General features: G+C 45.1%; 12 protein-coding genes. 7 read left to right on the forward strand and 5 right to left on the reverse strand.

The annotated features are described in order from the left end of the window. Nucleotides 1-9,746, reverse strand: a 9,746-nt coding sequence (locus BT127_RS07535; protein WP_075424417.1) for a SpaA isopeptide-forming pilin-related protein, incomplete at its 3' end; no start/stop codon positions are given. Nucleotides 9,747-10,483: 737 nt separating this feature from the next. On the opposite strand from BT127_RS07535, the gene BT127_RS07540 reads away from it, so the two are divergent. From BT127_RS07540 to BT127_RS07560, 5 genes are all read left to right on the forward strand, one after another. After that, entirely contained in the window at nucleotides 10,484-11,029 is a 546-nt protein-coding gene (locus BT127_RS07540) for a cupin domain-containing protein (protein WP_075424418.1), read from the forward strand. Between the two features lie 39 nt (nucleotides 11,030-11,068). Continuing rightward, complete coding sequence (locus BT127_RS07545) at nucleotides 11,069-12,736, forward strand: AMP-binding protein (protein ID WP_175541933.1); 1,668 nt, start codon at nucleotides 11,069-11,071, stop codon at nucleotides 12,734-12,736. Between the two features lie 209 nt (nucleotides 12,737-12,945). Continuing rightward, nucleotides 12,946-13,668 carry a sigma-70 family RNA polymerase sigma factor gene (locus BT127_RS07550; protein WP_075424420.1) on the forward strand — a complete coding sequence of 241 codons (723 nt, stop codon included), beginning with the start codon at nucleotides 12,946-12,948 and terminating at the stop codon, nucleotides 13,666-13,668. After that, a complete protein-coding gene (locus BT127_RS07555) occupies nucleotides 13,665-14,762 on the forward strand; it encodes an anti-sigma-I factor RsgI family protein (RefSeq protein WP_075424421.1) in 1,098 nt (365 codons plus the stop codon). Before BT127_RS07550 ends, BT127_RS07555 begins: the two co-directional genes overlap by 4 nt. Nucleotides 14,763-14,910: 148 nt before the next feature. Next, nucleotides 14,911-15,849 carry a DMT family transporter gene (locus BT127_RS07560; protein ID WP_075424422.1) on the forward strand — a complete coding sequence of 313 codons (939 nt, stop codon included), beginning with the start codon at nucleotides 14,911-14,913 and terminating at the stop codon, nucleotides 15,847-15,849. Between the two features lie 59 nt (nucleotides 15,850-15,908). Here BT127_RS07560 and BT127_RS07565 read toward each other — a convergent pair whose 3' ends face one another. Then, nucleotides 15,909-16,688 carry a ZIP family metal transporter gene (locus BT127_RS07565; protein WP_075424423.1) on the reverse strand — a complete coding sequence of 260 codons (780 nt, stop codon included), beginning with the start codon at nucleotides 16,686-16,688 and terminating at the stop codon, nucleotides 15,909-15,911. A gap of 243 nt (nucleotides 16,689-16,931) precedes the next feature. On the opposite strand from BT127_RS07565, the gene BT127_RS07570 reads away from it, so the two are divergent. Then, complete coding sequence (locus tag BT127_RS07570) at nucleotides 16,932-17,924, forward strand: tyrosine recombinase XerC (protein ID WP_075424424.1); 993 nt, start codon at nucleotides 16,932-16,934, stop codon at nucleotides 17,922-17,924. Nucleotides 17,925-17,967: 43 nt separating this feature from the next. Here the strand turns inward: BT127_RS07570 and BT127_RS07575 are convergent, their stop codons facing one another. Further along, the gene (locus BT127_RS07575; protein ID WP_075424425.1) at nucleotides 17,968-19,437 is read right to left on the reverse strand and encodes a PH domain-containing protein; all 1,470 of its coding nucleotides are present in this window, start codon (nucleotides 19,435-19,437) and stop codon (nucleotides 17,968-17,970) included. A 3-nt stretch (nucleotides 19,438-19,440) separates the two neighbouring features. Further along, nucleotides 19,441-19,881, reverse strand: coding sequence for a PH domain-containing protein (locus BT127_RS07580; protein ID WP_075424426.1), 441 nt, complete (start codon nucleotides 19,879-19,881; stop codon nucleotides 19,441-19,443). A 123-nt stretch (nucleotides 19,882-20,004) separates the two neighbouring features. On the opposite strand from BT127_RS07580, the gene BT127_RS07585 reads away from it, so the two are divergent. Next, entirely contained in the window at nucleotides 20,005-21,252 is a 1,248-nt protein-coding gene (locus BT127_RS07585) for an alanine/glycine:cation symporter family protein (RefSeq protein WP_075424427.1), read from the forward strand. 244 nt (nucleotides 21,253-21,496) lie between these two features. On the opposite strand, the gene BT127_RS16775 is transcribed toward BT127_RS07585, so the two are convergent. Then, the gene (locus BT127_RS16775; RefSeq protein WP_175541934.1) at nucleotides 21,497-21,655 is read right to left on the reverse strand and encodes a hypothetical protein; all 159 of its coding nucleotides are present in this window, start codon (nucleotides 21,653-21,655) and stop codon (nucleotides 21,497-21,499) included. Between the last annotated feature and the right edge of the window lie 91 nt (nucleotides 21,656-21,746).

Genomic DNA, 21,746 nt, shown 5'->3' on the forward strand with positions numbered 1-21,746 from the left:
CTTGTTGTTGTGGACTTCGACGATGTACTTGCCTTTGTAGTAGTTGTGCTTGTTGTTGTGGACATCGACGATGTACTTGCCTTTGTAGTTGTAGTTGATGTTGTAGATGTTGTTGTGGTCGACGTTGTCGTAGTTGATGTTGTAGTTGTTGATGTGGTAGTAGTCGATGTTGTGGTTGTTGTCGATGTACTTGTTGTTGTAGTCGACGTTGTTGTTGTCGATGTGGTTGTAGTTGTCGACGTTGTTGTGGTAGTTGTTGATGTGGTAGTAGTTGCGGAAGTATCAGTTGAATCTGTTGTGTCAACTGTAGAAGTTACCGCTGTTGTACTTGTTGTTGTAGTAGAAGTTGTTGTAGTTGAGGATGTGCTTGTAGTAGAAGTAGTTGTATTAGCCTTAGCATCATTTACAACTATTTCATTCTTGGACTTATCTGCAAGATAGTAGCCTTCCTCTGAATCAGCATCTGCCGACTCCTTAAGGGCATCGCCCTCAACCCTTACAAGCTTTCCGCCCTTGATCTCGAATTCAAGATCAGATGATACTATTGTGTATCTTACCTTGCCGGACTCGAAATCATCGCCTGTCTCTCTGAGTACATATGTACCGTCGATGAGTCCCTTGACGATCTTTGCAACGTCACCAGATGTCCAGCGGATTCCCACTGTCTTGCCGTCCTCATTGATAACTCTTATCTTGTTATCGCCTTCAGCCGTATCATCTGCGTTGGCATTGACAATATCGGTCCAGTCTATATCGGGATTTCTTATTTCAAGCTTAGCGCCTGAAACTTCTGTCTTTCCTGTGATGTCTCTCTTGTCGATAGAAAGCTCACTGTAATCATCCTTAACGATGAGTCCAGTGCCGTTCTCGTTCACTGCATAGTGACCTGTTGTATCTGCTTCGATGAGAGATACCTTTCCGCCGTCTACCTTGAACTTGAACTTGCTTACAATTGTAAATCCGTTAGGAGCGGTCTTTTCTTCCAGTGTATAGACACCGTTCTTAAGACCTGAAAGTTCTGTGCTGTTGCTTGTGAATTCTGCTGTATTACCGCTTGTAACAGTGGTCTTGTTCTTGCCGTCATTAATGATAACGCCTTCAAGCGTACCCTCATCAGCAGTAAGTATGAAAGTTGCCTTTCCTGCTGCTTCGGGGATATTTCCGCCTGTAATGGTCTTCTTATCGATAGTGATGGTATCCTTCTGTCTGTCCTCTACTACCAGATGTCCTGTAACTTCATCGATGTAAGCATTGCCGTTTGTAACAGCTGTTATGCTCTCCTTATCGACCTTGCCGTTCCTGATAGTAAATTCAAACTCTGTCACTGTTTCATATCCCTCGGGAGCAGCATTCTCCTTAAGGATATATGTTCCGTTCTTAAGACCTGTGAACTCAGCGCTGTTGCCTGAGAATTCAACTGTCTTCTTGTCAGATGTAAGAGCCTCGCCATTCTTGCCGAGAACAACTCCGCCAAGGTCTGTGTCCTTTGCAGTAAGTGTGAACTGTGCCTTACCTGCTTCTTCAGGTATCTCCTTTGCACCGAGTGCCTTCTTATCAACAGTCAGTACAGATCTTGCGTCCTTTACAACGATCTTATCGCCGTCAGCAGAAACGTCACCGTCAGTTACAGCTGTTATGCTCTCCTTGACAACATGACCTTCCTTAACCTCAAACGTGAATGTAGTTACTGTTGTATAGCCGTCTGGAGCAGCAGTTTCCTCCAGTGAGTACTTACCGTCCTGAAGTCCGTTGAATACTGCCTTGTTACCGTCAAATGCAACGAATTCCTTATCGGATGCATCATCAGTTTCAGCCTTGACCTTTTCGCCCTTTACCTTTACGTCAGCGAAGGACTGACCTTCATCAGCGTAGAGCTTGAATTTAGCGATATTGCCTTCTTCAAGAGCTTCTCCGCCAAGTGTTGCCTTGTCGAACTCTACAGTTGATAATGCATCCTTTACGATGACCTTACCGTCCTTGAATTCAACACTGCCGTTTGTGATAGTTGAAACACTGCCGTCAACGAGCTTGCCGTCCTTGACCTCGAATGTGAAGGAGGATGTTACTGTCTCTCCTGCAACATTATTGATCTTTGTGCAGCCGTTAGGAGCAACTGTTTCTTCAAGTGTGTATGTACCGTTCTTAAGTCCTCTGAATACAGCATCGTTTCCTTCAAATGTAACTGAAGAAAGACCTGTTGCCGCATCCTTTTCAGCAGCTATTGCCTTTCCGTCAATAGTAACTCCGCTAAGGTCTGAACCTGTAAGTCTGAATGAAGCCTTGTTGTCCTCTGCAAGCTTCTCGCCTGCTCCGAGGAGTTCCTTGGATATTTCAACTGTAGACTTCTTATCCAGTACAGTAAGTGTCTTGCCGTCATCCGAAAGCTTTACATCGCCGTCGGTAGAAACTGTTGTGCTGTCCTTCTTGACTACACCGTTCTCTACCTCGAAACCGATATTTGTAACTGTGATGAATCCGTCAGGAGCAGCTGTTTCTGTAAGAGTGTACTTGCCGTCCTTAAGTCCTGTTATCTTTATTGAATTGCCCTCGATGTCAATGGACTTCTGACCTGCTTTGCCCTTTACATTGCCGTCACCGAACGAAACGCCCTCAAATGTTGCATCGCCTTCGGAAGTGAGTGTGAACTTTGCAGTTCCCGATGTTATCTCTTCAACCTTTGTATCGTCCGAGCCGAGGCCCTTCTTGTCGATGTTGATAACCGAGATATCATCTGTGATGGTGATAGAATCACCGCTTTCCGACTTAACGACCTTCTGTGCACCTGTAGTCGCTGCATCGACCTTGGTTACCTTATCTCCGCTCACGTTGAATGTGAATGCAGATACTACGGTATAACCGTCGGGAGCTGCTGTTTCTTCAAGTGTGTATTTGCCGTCAGTCAGACCTGTTACGTCTGTCTTTATGCCTGTGAATTCGATATACTTTCTGCCGCTTTCCGCATCAGTCTTTACCTCTGCCGAAACTCCGCCTACAGTTACCTTATCAAGTGACTGAGCCTCATCCGCATACAATCTGAATGAAGCTGCTGCATCTGAACCGTCCTCGCTGTCGGATACTACCTTCTTGTTGATAGTTATCTTCTTAGCTTCGGGTACTATAGCATCGTTGACTTCGATAGTGCTTTCGTCAGTGATGTAAGCAGTCAGGTTTTTATCGTTTGTTTCGTAGCTTCCGTCTGTAAGGGAAGTCTCACCCTTCTTGACGATAACTCCGTTGTCAATGGTGAACTTAACGTCAGATTCAATAACGTAGTATTCCTTGCCATTGATAGCAGTCTTTCCGTCTGTGCCTTTCTCGTGGAGAGTGTATTCTCCGTCAGGAAGTCCCTTGATGTGTACAGCAGTATCGCCTGAAGTCCATGTAAGACCGTTTTCGATTGCCTTTACGCCTTCTGAAGAGTTTTCAGCTATTGCAGCCCAGTCTGCGGATGAAGTTCCTGTGATAGTAAGCTCAGCACCGCTAAGCTCCTTCTTGCCGTCTGTAACATCATATTTTGTTATGCTTATGTCTGAAATATCATCTGTGATCGTGATAACATCGCCCTTTGAAGTTACCTTGTCGCCTTCTGTGGAAACAGTTACCTTTTCAAGTCCTCCGTCATCGTTGATCTCGAATGTGAATTCAGAAACCACCTTGTATCCGTCGGGAGCAGCTGTTTCCTTGAGGGAGTAAGTACCATTCTTAAGACCTGTTATATCAGATGCGTTTCCTTCAAATTCTATTGAAGTTTTATCCGTATCGCTTACAGTGTATTCCTTCTCGCCGACCTTGACTTTAACGCCGTTAAGGTCTGCATCGCTTCCTGAAGCCTTAAGAGTGAATGAAGCATTATCAACAGGAGTTCCGCCGAGTACGGTCTTGTTTATTGTGATTATCCTGCTCTTGCGGTCCTTGACGATAAGTGTCTTGCCGTCTGTTGAAAGCTCTGCTTCGCCGTTTGTGACAACTCCGAGATTTACTGCTTCGCCCTTCTGGTTGATACTGAATGTGAAATCCGATACAGCATCATATCCTGCAGGTGAAGTATCCTCATGGAACGTATATGTCTCGCCTGCTGAGAGTTTTCCTTCGATAACGTGTGACTTTCCTGCTTCGGATGTCCACTCGTCGATAATATTGCCGTTCTTGTCAAGGATCTGTATCTTGGCATCAGGTATTTCTGCACCTGTATTTATGTCTGTCTTTGATATTGTCAGTTTTGTAACTTCGTCCTTCATTTCGACAGCAGTTACTTCGTTGTTCTTATTTACTGTGAATTTAACGTCAGATGCGTAGGTATATCCTGCAGGAGCGCCTTCCTCGTGGAGAGTATAGGTCTCGCCTGCCTTAAGTACACCGTTGATCTCGTGGGATTTTCCTTCCTCGGAAGTCCATGAATCGATCACTGTACCGGTCTTGTCGATGACCTGTAACTTAGCACCGGGTATCTCCTTGCCGCTTGTTATATCGGTCTTGGATATCTTTACCTTTGTTACGTCATCCTTCATTGTTACTTCTGTAACTGAACCGTCTTTATTGACTGTGAATTCAACATCTTCAGCGTAAGCATATCCCTCAGGAGCGCCTTCCTCGTGGAGGGTATAGGTCTCGCCTGCCTTAAGTACGCCGTTAATCTCATGGGATTTTCCTTCCTCGGAAGTCCATGAATCGATAACTGTTCCGTTCTTGTCGATGACCTGTAACTCAGCACCGGGTATCTCCTTGCCGCCTGTTATGTCGGTCTTGGATATCTTTACCTTTGTTACGTCATCCTTCATAGTTACTGTTGTAACTGAACCGTCTGCATTGACTGTGAACTCAATATCTTCAGCGTAAGCATATCCGTCGGGAGCGCCTTCCTCACGGAGGATATAAGTCTCGCCAGCCTTAAGTACGCCGTTGATCTCGTGCTTCTTTCCTGCTTCCGATTTCCATGAGTCTATGACATTTCCTTCAGAATCAAGTACGCGAAGCTCTGCGTCTGCTATTTCATTATCGCCTGTGATGTCTGTCTTTGAGATAGTGACCTTTGTGGTATTGTCCTTCATTGTTACCTGTACAGGTTCAGCCGAAGCTGTAACTGTGAAAGGAACATTTTCAGCGATTACGTATCCGTCAGGAGCTTTAACCTCTATCAGAACATAATCACCGGGATCAAGATCACCGAGGGTATTTGTTTTGCCTTTTTCGGACGTCCATGCTGCAACAGCTGTCTTTCCTGCAAGTGGTTTGCCGTCAGCGCCGATATCTTCTGCCTTATATACAGCAAGCTCTGCACCGCCTATAAGTTCGCTGCTGTTGAGGCTTGTCTTGGATATCTCTGCCTTGCCTTTCTCAGCATCGTAGTCTATCATTACTACTGCGCCTGTTTCAGCATCGTAATCTCCGCCTGTAACGTCCTTGATGTTGTTGTACTTATCTAATGTGAATGTGATGTCGGAAGCCTTCTTGTAGCCTGCGGGCTCTGTATCTTCCTTAAGTCTGTAAGATGCACCTGCAATAACGCCTTCGCTTATTGTAAGCGGAGTGCTGCCGGAAGTCCAGCTCTTTACGAGAACTTCTTCTGCAAGAGGCTTGCCGTCTGCATCTGTTGTACGATAGAGAGAAAGTTCAGCATCAGGAAGTTCCTGACCGCCTGCATCTCTCTTGCTTATCTTTATGCCTACAGCATTATCCTTCATTACTACGGTAGTGTCGGATAATTCCTCACCGTTTATCTTGACTGTATGGTCATTGGTGACTGTAAACTCGATATCCTCAGCGTAAGCATATCCGTTCGGAGCGCCTGTCTCCTTAAGGATGTATGTACCTGTTTTAAGTGTGAAGGTCTTGGGAGCAGTTCCCGACTTCCATGTGATACCTGTACCGTCTTCGTTAAGTGAAACGTCAGTATCAGCTGCCAGTATATCACTCCAGTCGTAACCAGCGCATATAAGCTCTACCTGTGCCCCGGGAAGTTCATCTGTTCCTGTTGCAGCCTTCTTGCTTATAGTAACATCGGTTACCTCTGCTTCTGCGTCACATACAGTTATCTTACGGTTAGACTGATCGTACATGTAATAGCCTGAATCTGCATTGGGATCAGCAGCAGGTTTAAGTACATCAGAGCTTACCGAGCTGTCTATGAGCTTACCGTTTGAGATCTTGAAATTAAGATCACTTGTAACGATCGAGTATTCTGTTGTGCCTGATTTGAAAGCACCGCCGAATTCGCGAAGGATGTAGTCGCCACTTGAAAGATACTTTATCTCTTTATCGGTTCCGTCGGATATCCACTGGATACCTATTACCTTGCCTTCGCTGTTTGTAACAGCAGTTACATCCGAGTTTCCGTCAAGAACAGCTCCCCACTTGATATTTTCATCGTCAGAGATTATCCTGAGAGTTGCTCCCCTGACATTTTTCTGACCTGTGATATCAGTTTTGCTTACCTTTATAGTATCAGAGATGATCTTGGTGTTGGTCAGGGTGCTGTTTACAACTCCGCCTGACTTTGCTTTGATGATATCATCCGAAACTGATACGCCCTCCTTGAGATCATCGCCGCCCCATACGCTCTGATAGTCTTCAAGAGGTTTCTCGTTTATCTTATACTCATACTTGTGTATTGTCTGGCCTGCATGAACTTCATATGCAGGAAGCTTCAGTGCAAACACCCACTTGCCGTTCTGCTCAACTGCGTTATCATTGAGAGTGATAGTCTCTTCAGATATAACAGGCTCTGCAGAAGGATCTTTCAGATCCTTGCGTTCAATAACAAGTGTGATAGAATTCGGACGTCCTGTTTTGCTTGTATTATTATCGTTCCATTCCTTCTCGAAGTTGAAGATAATAAAGCCAGCCTTTGTACCTGCAGCAGATGCAGTAAAGTTGTTTTTGTATTCCGAAGAAGAAAGCTGTTCAAAGACTGAAACCGAATAGCCGTCGGAATTGCGTACTACCGCAGTATTTCCGTAACGTGCCTTTTCTTCCTGTGGGCTGAAATGTACAGAGCCCTTTACCTGATTTACTGATGCAGAATACTTGATAACATAATGTGTCTCGTCCTCAAGAGGAAGCGAGAGTTTTTTACCTGTACCTGCTCTTATGATGGCAGCACCCTCCAAGAGAGTTCCGTCATCAACAGATTCAAGGTGTGCATAGAGCTTGTCATTCTCGTTATTATCGACATCGATAAGCTTATACTGCTTATCATTGATAGTTATAGGAGAAAGAAACTCCATATCGCCGCCCAGCCAGTCATCAACGATGAGCTTGCCGTCTGTCGAGAGCTTTCTGCAATCCTTATTTACGTTTATGGTAAAGTTGCTCTTGGCACCTTCGCCCATTACGTGACTTTTTTCGATAAAGTCTTTTTTCGGATTTACATCCTGATCCTTAGATGCACTGGACTGCTTTTCACCGTTAAGGCTGAGCTCAGCGGTGTTCTTGAACTTCTTGCCGACGCCTTCAAAATCGAATTTGAAAGCCGCTTCGTCGCTCATCTTTATAGCATATCCGACAACGATCTTGTGTCCGCAATCAGAGTTAAGCTTTTCTGCTGTTTCAGCATCGATAGTGAAGCTGAAATCAACAGCATTCTGGCTTTTAGCTGCCGATGCCTTACCGAAAGTGGTAAATGCAGCATCATGACTTGTTGCGCCTTCATATTCCCATGCAAAATAACCGTTATTATCGCTATAAGCGGAATTATCCTTATCAACACCGCCATAATAAGCGCTGTCGGGAACATATTCATATCCTTCGGGAAGGATATCATGTATGCTTATTTCCTGACCTGCTTCAAAGTCCTCTTCATTCTGAATCTTGAGAAGCCAGAAAAGCGTATGATTGAAATCGGAGTTCGCATCATAATTGTATGTTCTTCCGTTATCAGCAACAATCTTTTTTATCGATAGCTTTGGCTTCTTGATAGCTTCCTGCTGATTTTGTGAAACAGTTCCCACAGGGAAATTATAGTTTACATTAACTGTATTTCCATAGATATCTGTTTCATCTCCGAGCATTTCCAGAGGAATAAGTACTGTCAGTGTCTTTCCGCGGTTTGCAGTTAAGAATTCACTGTCAGTGATATCGAAGCTGAGTGATCTTTCATTTTTCTGGATATTGTTCAACCTCGGTGTCATTTCTTCGGCAGGAATGCTTGTACCGTCAACTGAGAACTGAAGGTTTTCTATTCCGCCCTCAAAAGACATATTATTGTTTACCGAAGTTTCAAGTACATAATTGGTCTCCCATGCATCACGGACGTTGATAGAAGTAAGTTTATCAACATCAGGGATAGCAAGATTTACCTTCCACCAGATAACACCGTTCTCAACATGATCGACTTCCTTGGTGAACTTGTAATCATCGCCGATTTTTCCGCTGTTATTGATGTTGCCGGAACCTGTACCGCCCTGCAAAATAATATCGCCGAAATGCATCTCGAAGCTGTTTCCGATATTTGTGTTAACAGGTATTTCGAGTATTTCGTCAGGTATAGCAGTACTATAGGTAAGTGTATAGCTTCCGTCTGTATTCTTTGTGAAATCAGAGATGTTAACCTTTACACTGTCACCGTCTTTGACTGCGGACGGTGCTGCAGCACTGATTCCTTCCAGAACTTCATCAACTGTCAGGTTCTGTCCGGGTTTGTCAAGTATGTACCATTTAGATGTATCTCCGCCGCCGAGGACCTTCGGATCAACCGTTATCGTCCAGTTGACTACCTTGTTGGTCATATCAGTTTCGCCAGTCTTATTGAGAACAGGCTTTTCGATATTTGCATAGGCAGTATTGTCGGAGTTTGTGTTTACCTTTTCATTGTTCGCTGAACTGTAAAGCAATGCAGTGTTGTCGGAATCAACATTTGAAGTTACACTCGCAACAACTTTTTTCGGATCAAGCTTAAGAGCGTAGGTGTACTCTACGGTACTTCCTTTGAGAAGATTTTCTATCTCAGGGAATATCATAGTAACCGTGCCTGATTCATCAGCGCTGATCTTTACTGCCGAGCTGTCTATGGCAGTACCGCCGCATTTGAGATCCGAAAGGACCGATGAAGGTGATTCAGCGTTATAAGCATAGATTCCGTTTGAAGGGAAAGTATCCTTTACATAAACTTTACCCTTGTCCTTTGAAACATTGCTTATAGTCACCTTGAATTGTGCGTATTGATCACCGTCTTTTGTGATGATGCCCTCTGATGTCTTTCTTATATCGCATGTCTGTGCGGGAAGATTAAGTAATACCGTATCTCCCATATAGCCAAGCTCGAAACTATCAGCATCACCAACAGATGAAGCATCAACCTTTGCCTCAATTACGCCTGAACCTTCAAAATCGGTATCATTTCCCGGTTTAGGCGTGATGTCTATATAGACATAGCCGTCTTCAAATCTGTAAGTTGCAGTACACTGATCGTTGTTAACTACAGCAGGAGACTGTGCAGCCATGATAGCGTGGTTGAACTTAGGATCGAAGCGGATGGTGAACGGCGATTCAGATGAGAAAGATGGATCCATCTTCCAGTCAAAGCTGATATAGACGCTCTGACCGTCCGAGACCGTCGTACCGGGACTTAATGTGTTACTGCATCCCGGATCAGAGAATATCTCTGCGTTTGCTGAGAAAGCTGACGAATTATCAAAGGTAGAGCCGTCGGTGGAAATATCAGCCGAATTAATAGCCGAATAAGCTGTAATAGCACGTTCCCAAACCGTATTGGACGGCATGTACGCCATGATAATGAGCAAGCTCATCATAACGCTCAACATCCTCTTGTAGAGTTGTTTGTGTATACTCATCATACCACTCCCTTTCATAAATGCTCATATGAGTTTTATCAGGATAATTCATCCTCCGTATCATATACCATCGGATCTGATAAGAATGACAGCTTTTTCTTATCTTCTTTTCATGTATGATATGCATATTCCTCATAAAACCACCACCTGTTTATAACTAAACCTATTTGTGCATAGTATTAAAATAGTATAAAACAGTATGAGCTTTTTTGTTTTATTGTATTAATATTTGATATATTAATTTTTAATATATCATCATACAATATATCAATATTGTAACATTCATGGCGCATAATTGCAATATACCGTTTGTAAACAAATTATTTTCGGCTAACAGAATTTCACACGTTTTTTTGGTGAAAACGACTAATTTTACGCGTTTTTGCAGAAATTTACTATACCATAGGTATTATTTAGCTTCCGTATTATGTCATGTATAACAAATGTGATATTGGTTTATTCTTTTATCCATGTACCGTTTTTTAGTATTTTATAATGTCCAAAACAAATTCGCCTTTTTTGACCGCCATCCATAATGTTTTTTTCATTATCTTTCTCCTTTCCTTGACAAACACGCTCATAATGTGATATCATTATATATAGTATGTTCAGACAGCATATATCAATATGTTCTGTCCGCAGCGGGAACTTGTTCCCCCTGCACCTATTTCTAAATAACCTAAGGAGGCAGCTATATGGAAAATATCAACGAGATCACCGCTCGTATCCGCGAACTCCGTGAGATATGCGGCTATTCTTCAGAACAACTTGCCGGAGAACTCGGCATATCACCTGACGTCTACGCAGAATATGAGGAGAAAGGCGATTTTCCTATCAGCGTCATCTACGAGATCGCTCATAAGTTCAATGTCGATTTCAATGAACTTGTTACAGGCGAACCCAGCAGAATAGACACTTATCAGGTAGTACGCAGCGGAATGGGCAAAAGCATCAGCCGTTACCCCGGATACCGCTTCAGAGATCTTGCATACCGCTATGCAGACAAGATCATGCAGCCGCTGCTGGTAACTCTTGAACCATCCGACGATCCTGCAAAACTGGTATCACATTCAGGTCAGGAGTTCAACTACGTTATCGAGGGAAGCATCGCTGTTGTTTTCGACGACCGCGAGATAATCCTCAACGAAGGCGATTCTATATATTTCAACCCTACTTATCTCCACGGACAGCGCTGCGTTGGAGATAAAAAGGCAAGATTCCTTACTATGATCGCTGAATAAAAGAATAGGAACACTATTAATAAAGGAGATATCAACATCATGCTTTTAGACCGTTATCTACCGCGTATAGATTTTGATTCATATGAGGACTTCAAGGAGAATTACAGAGTAAACGTCCCCGAAAACTTCAATTTTGGCTGGGATATAGTCGATGAATGGGCAAAGCAGGAGCCTGATAAGAAGGCACTTGTATGGCTCAGCCACGATAAACAGGAACGAACATTCACTTTCAGTGAAATTTCAAAGCTCTCAAATCAGGCCTGCCACTATTTCAGAAGCCTCGGACTTCACAAGGGCGACGTAGTTCTTCTTATCCTCCGCCGCCGCTGGGAGTACTGGGTTATCTCTACCGCTCTCCACAAGCTCGGAATAATCCTCATACCCGGCAACCTCCTGTTCACCGCTCACGATATCGCTTACCGCGGCAATATGGCAGGTATATCCGCTATCATCGCATGCGACGACGAGTATATCCGCAGACAGATACAGGAAGCTGCTCCGCAGATAACAACACTCAGGAAAAAGATAGCTGTTGCCGCTCCTCAGGAGGGCTGGGACTTCTTCTCGGACGAGATAGCTAAATTCCCCGATACATTCGAGCGTCCCACAGGCGATCAGGCTACAACAGTGAACGATACTATGCTCATCTACTTCACCTCAGGTTCAACAGGTATGCCGAAGATGGTCTGTCATAACTTCGCTCATCCTCTAGGTCATATAGTAACTGCAAAGTACTGGCATCAGGTACAGGAGAACAAGCTACACATGTCCATTTCAGACTCAGGCTGGGCCAAGTTCGGCTGGGGCAAGCTCTACGGACAGTGGATCTGCGGTGCTATTCAGTTCGTTTACGACTTTACAGGCAAATTCAACGCAAAGGACATCCTTGAGGTAATAAGCCACTATAAGCTTACTACATTCTGCGCTCCGCCTACCATGTACCGCTTCATGCTCCAGGAGGACATGACAAAGTATGATCTCTCCTCCATTGAGAACTTCTGCAACGCAGGCGAACCTCTCAACCCCGAGGTATTCAACCGCATTTACGAGCTTACAGGCAAGAAGATGCGTGAGGGATTCGGTCAGACAGAGGGTACCGTACTTATCGCAAACTTCCCCTGGATCGATCCTAAGCCCGGCTCAACAGGCAAGCCTTCACCGCTTTACAATATACACCTTCTCCGTCCCGACGGAACAGAGGCTGAGGACGGTGAAGAAGGAAGCATCATGATCTGCGGCATCGATAAGAAGCAGCCTACAGGTCTCTTTATCGGATACTACAAGGATCCAAAGCTCACTCAGGCTGTTCTCGGCGGAGAGAATTACGATACAGGCGACGTTGCATGGCGTGATTCAAATGGCTACTACTGGTTCGTCGGACGTAACGACGACGTTATCAAGTGCTCAGGCTACCGTATAGGACCTTTCGAGGTTGAAAGCGCTCTCCTTACTCACCCTGCTGTAGTTGAATCAGCTATAACAGGCGCTCCCGATCCCATAAGAGGTCAGGTCGTAAAGGCTACAGTAGTTCTTGCAGAGGGTTATGAGCCTTCACCTGAGCTTACAAAGGAACTTCAGGACCACGTAAAGCGTGAGACCGCACCTTACAAGTATCCCCGTGTTATCGAATACGTCAAGGAGCTTCCTAAGACTCTCGGCGGTAAGATAAAGCGCGCAGAGATTCGCCATCACGACGAAAATCAGTAAAAGATCATAATTACATTTCTGTATACAGTTAAGAAATGTATTTCAAAGCAGAAAGCAGCAATGGTGTCAGCTAAAATGCAGTTCTCTCTTCGCATCTGCCTGTACCATAGCCGTTTTCTGCCTTTTTATTTTTTCAGGATTATTTTTTCAACTACCCCACTTTTTAAAAGTGGACTTGCGTATACTATCATCAAATGGGGGTGGCAAATATGGATCCGAACACTCATCAGATATTATCCCGTGTCTACGCGGCACAAAAAGACAGCCATGCGGCAGATGAACTTATCGCTTCATATATGCCGTTTATCCGTTCTGAAACAGCTAAATTCCTCAAAAGACCGCCTGACAGCAGCGACGACGAGCTAAGCATTGCTATGTTCGCCTTCTATGAAGCTATCAGAGGATACTCCCGACTCCGCGGTTCTTTTCTGAATTTCGCTTCTCTTCAGATCAAAAGCCGTCTTATAGACTATTATCGTAAGGAAAAAAGAAATATGGGACAGATCTCTCTGGATGCCTCAGATGACGAAAAGGCAGAACTTATCGACACTATCAGAGACGAACACGATGAATATGCAGAAAATGAACTCCGTGAAGCAACAAAACAGGAGATCGAAGAGCTTTCAGCTCAGATGCAGGATTTCGGTGTTTCGATGAATGATGTAGCCGATAATTCTCCCCGTCAGAGACGTACTCTTGAAGTCTGTCAGAAAGCCGTAAGGTACGCCCGAAACAATCCCGAGCTGCTGAAAGACTTTCTAAGGACGAAAAAGGTCCCTATTGCAAAACTTGCGGAAGGTGCCGAAGTTGAACGAAAATCCCTTGAACGTCATCGCAGATATCTCGTTGCGGTACTGCTGATATGTACAAACGGCTACGAAATAATGCGCGGACACATCATGCAGGTCCTGAAAGGTGGTGAAGTATCATGAAATACATAGTTATGGAATGTCACGAAGGCTATGCTGTTCTTATGGATGAGGAGTCTTCCTTCGTACATGCTGCAAATCTGCACTATGAGGTCGGACAGACTGTTACCGATCCTGTAATAATGGGGTCAGAAAAGAAGCAGACTGTAAATCGTAACAATATAGTAATGAAGCGTATCGCCGCTGCGGCTGCTTGTGCCATTCTTATCTGTGCAGGCGGTGTACACTATTACTCTATGAACTATAAAACTCATTCAACTATCATGATATCTTCAGAAGCCGAAATAAGCATGATACTCAATAAAAAGGGAGAGGTCATCTCTCTCGAAAGCAGCAGTCAGAAAGGCAAGGAGCTCCTTAAGGAATATAACGGCAAAAGCAAGGACAGCTCCACTGTTGCCAACGAACTGCTCGAACTTGAGATATCAAAGGGTATAATTTCAAACGGCGATACTGTTGAGCTTTTCATCTCTACAGATGATCCTTCGGACTATAATAAGTACAGCGATGAACTGAAAAAGAACCTTTCCGAACTTGATATCAAGGTGAACGTGAAGGAGAAGAGTGCAGCTATTCCTGCTATAAAGGAAACACCCCCTGTTCCTGCACCACCTGCCGAAGCGCCTGCACCCGATGTCAGCAAACCAAAGGCTGCTGATCAGCTTACTCCCGATCCAAAGGCAGATGTCAAAAAACCTGCCGCCGCAGATCCTAAATCGGATGCTGTTTCTCCACCTGCACCGAAGGAAACTCCTGCGGAGGACAAACCTGTACCGCCACCGCCGCCATCGACACCCGAGTCTGACAAAAACAGAGAAGAAAAACATGATGCCATAGAAAAAGATAAAAAGACACCACCCGATGCATCGGCTCCCGCACCGCCATCCCCCGATAATAATGGCAATCCGGAGCCGCCGCAGCCAAAGCATGAGCAAGGTCCTGCGGACAAGGCAGTTTCAGAGGAAAAGCCACCTGTTCCCCCCGAAGGTGACGCTCCTGATGCAGATCCTGAAGCTGTTGTATCCGCTGCTCCTCCTGCCCCTGCACCAATTGAAGCACCTCCGCCTGCCCCCCCTAAGGCTAAAGAGGTACTATAAGCACTTAAGCCCTGAAACAAACCGAACTGTTTCAGGGCTTTCTTTTATTCCGCTCTATTGCATGAATTCGCTTTTTGTGGTATAATCATTAAAGTCGGTCCGGTGTATGATACAGTTACCGCATAATTTTTCTTCGGAGGTTCGGAATATGTCCGAAAACAAACACATAATGACACATTGGTATACGGTTATCCCTTCAGCGATACTATGCTGTCTGCTGTGGGGAAGCGCTTTTCCGTGTATAAAAATAGGCTATAAAATGTTCGGAATCGCAGCAGATGACAATATGTCCCAGCTGCTTTTCGCAGGTGTGCGCTTCACTCTTGCAGGTATTATGGTGATAATAGTCGGAAGCATAATGCAGAGAAAACTTCTGCATCCTTCACCACGTGCATTACCTAAAGCTGCTGTGCTGTCACTTTTTCAGACAGTCCTGCAATACACATTCTTCTACCTCGGACTCGCAAGAACTACGGGTATGAAAAGCTCTATAATAACCGCATCGAACGTTTTCTTCGCCATAATCTTCTCAACTCTTATATTCAGACACGAGAAGCCGTCCCCCAAAAAGATCATCGGATGCATTATCGGTTTCGCAGGCGTAGTGATCATCAATCTCTCATCGGGAGAGGATCTCAGCTTCCGCTTATCGGGCGAGGGACTGATACTCCTTTCAGCTGCTTCCTACGGAATGTCCGCATCATTTTCAAAAAGGTTCTCGAAAACCGAAGATCCAGTTATGTTAAGCGGATACCAGTTTCTTATGGGCGGAATAGCTATGACTGCTTTCGGAGTATTCTCGGGAGGCAGCATCGGACATGCAGGACTGAGCGGTGCCGTAATGCTCGGATATCTCGCTTTCATCTCTGCCGCAGCTTTCACGGTCTGGGGCATTCTTCTGAAATACAACCCTGTATCACGTATATCTGTTTTCGGCTTCATGAACCCTGTTTTCGGAGTTATACTCTCTGCTGTTCTGCTCTCAGAAAGCAACTCCGCTTCGCCCCTCAGAATAATTATTTCACTGCTGCTTATCACAATCGGCATCATAACCGTAAATATACAGAAAAGCCACAGCACTCCATGAAAGTGCTATGGCTTTTTTTGTCCGGAAATTCGGAAAGAGTTCCGCTTTGCAGTGAACTGTCATCCAAGTGCAACATCAAGTATCATCATCGCTGTAAAACCAACTGCAAATGAGATAGTACCCGAGTTTGAGTGCTCACCTTCAGACATTTCGGGTATCAGTTCTTCAACTACAACATATATCATCGCACCTGCTGCAAAGCTGAGAAGTCCCGGCATAAGCGGTACTACAAGACCTGCCGCAAGTATGGTCAGCGCTGCTCCCACAGGCTCTGCCGCACCCGAAAGCACTCCCATTACAAATGCCTTTGTACGGCTCATACCTTCGGCTCTGAGCGGCATTGAGATAATAGCTCCCTCGGGGAAATTCTGTATCGCAATACCAAGGGCAAGGGCAAGAACTCCCGCAGATGTGATGTTGCCTGTACCGTAAAGCATTCCTGCACATACAACTCCAACCGCCATACCCTCAGGGATGTTGTGGAGCGTTACCGCAAACAGCATCATCGTATTTTTCGGAAGCTTTATCTTTATTCCCTCTGCCTTGTCACTGAACATGTGCAGATGAGGTATGATATTATCAAGCAGCAGCAGGAACATCATTCCTGCCATAAATCCAAGAGATGCAGGCAGAAATGCAAGTCGTCCCATATTTTCCGACTGGTCTATTGCAGGTATAAGCAGACTCCATACGCTTGCCGCAGTCATAACTCCCGCAGCAAACCCCGTCAGGACACGCTGCAAAGTGCGGTTCATCTGTTTCTTCATGAAGAATACACACGCCGAACCAAGGGACGTTCCCAGAAACGGGACCGTTAACCCATAGATCAATTCTTTCATATTTCTCTCCTTTCATTACTATTATATCTGCAGCATGAAATAATGTCAAACCTGTTAGCCTTAGTTACTGCAGATCAAACAGCTTAAAGCTTCTTACAAAAACTCCTCACGATAATATTCGGTAAAATAATGTATTAAACTACATTTCTGACTCAGGAGTTCATTATAAAAGGGAGCCTTTCTTGACTTTGCACATAACCGGTGATATAATTTATTCAGAAAACAGCAAAGGAAGTGATAGAGGTGAAAAACTACAACAACGAGAACAATCCCGAATTCCTCAACGACTATCTTGTACACCTCAAAGTTGTCAAGATGCTCTCGGAACGTACCGTTAACGAGTATTACCTGGATACAAGATTGTTCCTGAAATATATTTACGAGAGCTTTCACAGTACGGGCAAGAACATCGATGATGTCGATATATCGCACATGTCCGAGGACGACCTGAGAAAAATATCGATCTCGGATATCTACAATTTCATTTTCTATGCTTCCGATGACAGGCACAACGCAGAACGTGCAAGATACAGGAAGGTATCTGCTCTGCGAAGCTTTTTCAAGTACCTTACCAAGGTGATGCACATACTAAAAGAGGATCCCACTAAGGATATAGAGATACCCTCCCCCAAAAAGAGCCTTCCGAAGTTCCTTTCGCTAAGTGAAAGTATGCGTCTTCTTGAAGCCTCGGGAAGCAAGGACTCTCTCCGCGACTACTGCATGATAACCATTTTCCTTAACTGCGGAGTCCGTCTCAGCGAGCTTGTAGGCATGGATATCCGTGATATCGATTTCGCCGAACGCCGCATGAAGGTCCTGGGAAAAGGCAATAAGGAGAGAATGATATACCTTAACGATGCATGTATCGATGCCCTGAACAAGTACCTTGAAGTTCGGCGCGAAAACAAAAAAGCTGCCGAAGAGCCTGCACTGTTCATAAGTCAGATGAACAAGCGGATCTCTAAGCGCAGAGTCCAGCAGATAGTTGAGGGAACTCTAAGGGAGGCAGGTCTCAGCGGAAAAGGAATAACTACCCACAAACTCCGCCATACTGCCGCTACACTGATGTATCAGTACGGCGATGCGGACGTTCTTACGCTGAAGGAGCTTCTCGGTCACGCAAGTGTTTCAACTACCGAGATATATACCCACCTCAGTGACGACAACGTAAGAAGTGCAGTTGAAAGCAATCCTCTTGCCAACGTAAAGAACGGCAAGGAACACGACAGCGAATAACTTTCGGAAATATATAACAAAACCACCTGTTAAGGTGGTTTTGTTATCTTCGGCGTATTACCTTATGACGCATGTCGAATCCGAGCATCGATGCTATTCTCAGAGCATCCTCGAGACTTACGCTCCTTACGATATATCTTGTGGCTATCTCTCCGCAGAACCACAGATGTATACTGCATCTGCCGTTGAAAAGCTGGAATATCGACTGCTGTATGTCTATTTTGACCACGTTCCTGCGGTCGGCAACTACCGTGTGGAATGAAGTCCACTTGGAGCATCTAACCACTATCTTATCATCGTAAAGCGAGATGCCGCTGGTATAGAGTGCGACCATTTTCACGGATATCAGCCATACCGAAGGTATCTCGAGCATTATGGCGGTAAACTTCGCAAGCTCTCCGAGACTCGGAAAGAGTTTCGCAACAAGGTCAGAAAGCGGAAGAAGTATCACCGAAAGCAGAAAAGGATTAAGGATATAATTCAGGAAGCCCTGCTTTCTTGCCTTTACATCAAGCTCAACTCCGCTGAAAACGCCTATTTTTTCAAGTCCTCTGCCGAGATTCTTCTCCATTTTTATTGGAAGAAGTACAGGCAGATACTGCGAATCCGAACCGTATCCCGCACAGTTTATGCTTACCGTAACTGCTCCGAGGAGCTTCATGATAAGGTTCTGTCTCAGGTCGGTGAAGTTGATATGGTCGGAATTGATGCGGTATATCCTGCGGTTTATAACTCCGCAGGCAACATTTATACGGTCGTCGTCGCATTTTATCCTGAAACGTGAATACCTCAGCACGTTTACCATGAACGAGAGCATCCATGCAGCAATAAAAAGCATACCTGCTGCAAGTGCGGCAGTCGGTATCTTCATAAGGAACTCATTGGAGAGCCTTTCGGAAGTCTCAGTAATTCGGTTCAGCGAAGTAGTAATGAGGTCGTAGGCTATATCTCCGCCCTTGAAGAAGAATGCGGCAATATATATCGCTCCGGAAAAGCTGCTGGAGAAGAACACGGAGAAAAGCAGCACGGAAAGCGCCGTAGGTTTTGCGATGCCTTCTATCTTGCGCTTATCGTCCACATCCGGGATACGCTTTACAAGTTTTGCACAGACTTTTCCCGTTACAAGAAGTTTCATATCTGTACGCTTCAATATGCCTGCCCTTGTATCACAGCTGAAACGAAGTCCCCTGAACGGTATCAGCAGGAGCGGACGTTCAACAGTTGCAACGCTTATACTTTCAAGGGGAATGGCAGTCCTTACGCGGATGATTATGCCTTCTGTGTGGACTATAGAGGTATCAGTCAGGTAGATGCGTGACTTGTACCACTGTACATAACCCACAAGCAGGATAGCGCCGACTATCGCAAGGTCGAACCACGCACCCTTGAGCCAGCCGTAAAGACCAGCGGCATCGAAATGGATGACCGAAAGTCCGCGGAGAAGCGGAAATATCAGCAGCCACAGGCCTTTCATGGAGTATTTCAGGATACGAAGAGGGTGTTCGTGATACAATGATTACACCTCCCCTATATCAAGATGCTCGGCATGACTGAGTATCTCGGCTGCGTCCTTCTGGTCGAGGAAAGCAAGCTGCATCTGTCCTCCGTATACGAAGAACACGATGAAATTAAGTCCCGTATACTGGGAGAAAGGAGTGCTGATTATAGTTATATACTGAACAGCGGAATAGCGGACAGTCTGATGCTTTTTTATAATTACTCCGCTGTGTCGGGTTATCTCGATACCGTCCGAGGAGTAGCTCAGCGAGCGGAAATACAGCGGCAGATAGATGAATATAAAGAAAATATCCGCAGTAACGATAGCTATAGTTGTAATAAATACTATGATATCCACGGGGATGTAGTACCTTACTACTGCAAACAGGATGAGTGAAGCTAAGAATATAGCTATTCTGAGGGTTATAAGTCCGTTTCTGTCAGGTCTGTATTTCTTCATTTTCCACCTCCCGTACTGCTTTCGTATTAAAAGTTATATTTGTATTATACCACAAATATTAATGAAAGTACAGTATTTTTTTATCCGCACTGTAACAGGCGGTATTTCGGGAGTTGATGCACAATGGATACTTTCATAGCAAGGCTGCACGGTTTAGTATGGGGAGACTGGCTCGTCCTTTTCATAATAGGTACGGGACTCTTTTTCACAGTCAGGCTGAGGGGAATACAGTTCAGGTGGATGCGGTATCTTTTACGCTTTCACAGGTCGGAAAACGGCGGCAGTTCACAGCTAAGGACTGTCTGCATGTCCCTTGGAGCAGCAATGGGTACTGGAAATATAACGGGTGTTGCAGCGGCACTTGCGGCAGGAGGTGCAGGCGCTGTTTTCTGGATGTGGGTATCCGCATTCTTCGGCATGGCGGTAGTTTACGCCGAAAATGTACTTTCATGCAGGTTCAGCAAAGGCAGGTACAAAGGTCCTATGGCTTATCTTGCCCTCGGTGCGGAAAGTCCTGCGGCTGCGGCACTTTTTGCTGTATTCTGCTGTCTTGCGGCTCTCGGAATGGGAGGTATGGTACAGGTCAGCTCCTTCACCGAGGCACTTTATACCTGCACTGATGCTAACAGATACGTTACAGCGGTCATAGTCCTTGCAATTGTTTATGCCGTTATCAGCGGCGGCGCACTGCGTATCGGCAGAACTGCACAATTCCTTGTACCTGCGGCAACAGTTCTGTACATGGGTGTAAGCATAGCCGTACTTGTAAAGTTCGGGGACAGACTTCCCGCGGTTTTCCGCAGTATCATCGAAGAAGCACTTGGTTTCAGACAGGCAGCAGGCGGTATTGCAGGCTACGGTATCTCACGGGCAGTATCAGTGGGAGTCCGCAGAGGTGTTTTCTCAAACGAGGCAGGACTCGGAAGCTCTCCCCTGCTTCACAGCTCCGCCGAAAAACAGGAACCCCGATTGCAGGGCATGTGGGCTATGGCAGAGGTTTTCTTCGATACAATGGTATGCTGTACCCTGACCGCAGCCGTTATCCTATGTGCTTCCGATGACTTCACTATCGCTTCGGCTTTCAGCCATATCCTCGGGAACTGCTCAGAAGCTGCTGTAACTGCTGAACTCGGCGCATACGCCTTCTGCACTATGATAGGCTGGTATTTCTGCGGAGAGACCGCTCTGCACTGCCTTTTCCCGAAAGCCGACCGTAAAGCTGCGGCACTGGTATACGCAGTCGTTTCAGCACTGGGAGCTGTCATAACTGCCGAAAATGTATGGCTCATCTCGGATATATTCAACGGACTTATGGCTGTTCCGAACCTTATCGGTCTTATAGTTCTTTCGGGATATGTAAAGGAAGAATAGAACCGTTTTTCCCGTCAATACTCTTTTCGTGGACTGTTTTAACAGGTCACACCGCAGCATTTTGTGGTCTATTAAATAATGCATTATACGAAAAATAATTGTATAAACTGCACAAGAGGAGAAAGAACATTCTTTTTAGTATTGACAAAGCGTTAGACATTTTGTATAATAGGAAGTGTATAAATAGTCCTGAGAGTTCGTTTCTTCGGGACACCCCTATCGACTTTATTGGCGGCAAACGCCTTTAAGATATATAATGAACAGTATCGCCCTCTGCATACTGCTCAAAAGCAACGGAGTTATCATTGGAAAAAACGATATACGGTATAAATAACGTTTCTTTATACGCTATATCCATTACGATCTGAGGGAAAGCTGTCTCTGTTTGTAACAGGTACGCCATTTCAGCTTTTCTCCTTGTCTGTTTCAGCTTTTTTGCTGCACTATGATGCTGTACGCATATTTAAAGTTTAATGATATAACTTTTGTTGCTC

The organism is Ruminococcus sp. XPD3002 (genome assembly GCA_900119535.1).
Taxonomy (GTDB): Bacteria; Bacillota; Clostridia; order Oscillospirales; family Ruminococcaceae; genus Ruminococcus; species Ruminococcus flavefaciens_H.